The 1,959-nt window shown below is 45.5% G+C and carries 3 protein-coding genes and 1 pseudogene; all 4 read left to right on the forward strand.

Going from position 1 to position 1,959, the window contains the following annotated elements:
- Positions 1–219, forward strand: a pseudogene (locus Q0140_RS03225) (hypothetical protein); the annotation flags it as partial.
- Between the two features lie 3 nt (positions 220–222).
- Positions 223–681: a hypothetical protein gene (locus Q0140_RS03230; protein WP_297961816.1), complete on the forward strand. Its 459-nt coding sequence runs from the start codon at positions 223–225 to the stop codon at positions 679–681.
- Positions 682–811: 130 nt separating this feature from the next.
- Complete coding sequence (locus tag Q0140_RS03235; RefSeq protein ID WP_297961819.1) at positions 812–1,396, forward strand: hypothetical protein; 585 nt, start codon at positions 812–814, stop codon at positions 1,394–1,396.
- A gap of 3 nt (positions 1,397–1,399) precedes the next feature.
- The coding region (locus Q0140_RS03240) for a major capsid protein (protein WP_297961822.1) at positions 1,400–1,959 on the forward strand (560 nt) is incomplete at its 3' end.

Below are 1,959 nucleotides of genomic sequence, written 5' to 3' on the forward strand. Positions count from 1 at the left end.
AGGGTATTTTACCGCGACGCCCAATCATACTTCGCAATCCTATTCGACGATAATAATCGAAAGACCATATGCAGGCTTTATCTCTCGGAAAATAAAAAATATATCGGGATTATGGATAAAAATAAGAATGAGGATAAAATTCTCATAAATAGCATAGACGACATATACAAACATTCACAGAAAATCATCGAAGTAGCAAATTTTTATAATAAGGAGTAGAAAATGAAAAAAGTTTCATTTGTGTTGACCGCAGCGGTTGCGGCCTTTATGCTTGCGGGGTGCTCTGCCAAAGGTCCGAGCTTCAAAGAATTTAAGCAGGCGGAACAAGGCAAGGCTTTATTATATGTTTATCGAGAGGGCGGATTTGGTGGTAGCGCTATCTCTTACGATATTCACGTAGATAACAAAGATAAAAACGCCACTATCGGCACGCTTCGCCCTAAGGGATATTTAGAGACAATGCTAGACGCAAATAAGAATTATGAGATTTGGGCTAAAACCGAAGCCAAAAGCTCTTTAAATTTGCAAACCAAACCAAACGAAGTATATTGTGTAAAAGGCAGTGTAGGGATAGGCTTTTTCGTAGGGCATCCAAAACTGGAATTCGTAAATACGGCGACCTGCAAAAGCGAGATCGCGCAAACAAACCTATCTATTGGCGACGAGCCGAAAAACAAATAAACTAATTCATGGCCTCGGCGGGCTTCTGTCCGCCGCCTTCTAAACAAACACACCAAAACCAACCCAAATTCAAATTTCAGCTATCATTCTTTTAAAGGCAGTGCCTTAATTTCCTAATGGGAGTGTAGAAATGACAATTGAGGAGCTAGAAAAGCAAGTCGGTGACTTGCAGGCCGAAAAAGAAGCGATGAGCGCCAAAAATAAAGAGCTTTTGGGCGAAATCAAAAGGCTAAAAGCCAAAAACAACGACGCAGTAGATGCTGAGAAATACGCCGAGCTTGAGACTAAATTTGACGAGCTCAAGTCCGAAAACGACAAGCTTGTCAAAAAGTATGACGCCGACGTCAAAAAATTGAATGCGGATCTGGCCAATGGCTCGTTGAATAGATATCTCATAGACGCGGGGCTAAGCGATAATCTCGCAAAAGCGGGCGTAAAGGCGGAGTTTTTAGAAGCAGCCAAAGCACTTTTGCGCGGGCAGGCTAGCCTAAAAGATGAAAAAGGCGAGCTAAAGGCATACATCGCGGATAAGCCTATAAGCGAATTCGTAAGCGAATGGGCGCAAAAAGATGGCAAGGCTTTTATAGCCGCGCCGCAAGGGCAAGGCGGAGGCGCAGGCGGAAGCAATAACGCCGCGGGCGCGGGCGCGAAATGGGGCGGCAACCGCGAGGAGCGAATAGCCGCGATAAACGAGAAATTTAACTTAAAGGAATAAAAAATGGCACTAAGTGATATGAAAGTATTTTCCGAGTATATAACCCGCGCGACGATAGAAACGCTGGATCAAGATATCGAAAAATTTAATGCGGCAAGCGGAGGCACGATAGTTTTAAACTCCAAGGGCATCGACGGCGATTTTATGCAGGAGAGCTTTTTTAAGGGCATCCACTCCGCACAGCGCAGGGTGGATAGATACGCGGCGAACGCGGCGGCTACGGCTACGGCGCTAAAACAAGAGCAGGATAACGCCGTAAAAGTAGCGGGAGGTTTCGGGCCTGTGGTGTTTGAGCCTAGCCAGATGACTTGGATATTAAAAGACCCGTCTAACGCGATTGAAGTGATCTCGCGCAATATGAGCGAGGCTTTGATAAGCGATATGTTAAACACCGCTATTTCCGCGCTTGTCGGAGCTATCGGCAACAACGCGGGCGTAGTAAACGACGTAAGCGCGAGCGGTGGTATAAACCAAGCCAACCTAAACAACGCCTACGCCAAATTCGGCGATCGAAGCTCGGCGATAACAGCTAATATAATGAGAGGTGCGGTATTTCATAATCT

It is taken from the genome of uncultured Campylobacter sp., assembly GCF_938045405.1.
Classification (GTDB): domain Bacteria; phylum Campylobacterota; class Campylobacteria; order Campylobacterales; family Campylobacteraceae; genus Campylobacter_B.

What these genes read in the sequence shown, in the direction of transcription:
- Q0140_RS03230 (WP_297961816.1), top strand. Translation starts at nt 223, where the DNA reads ATGAAAAAAGTTTCATTTGTGTTGACCGCAGCGGTTGCGGCCTTTATG.
- Q0140_RS03235 (WP_297961819.1), top strand. Translation starts at nt 812, where the DNA reads ATGACAATTGAGGAGCTAGAAAAGCAAGTCGGTGACTTGCAGGCCGAA.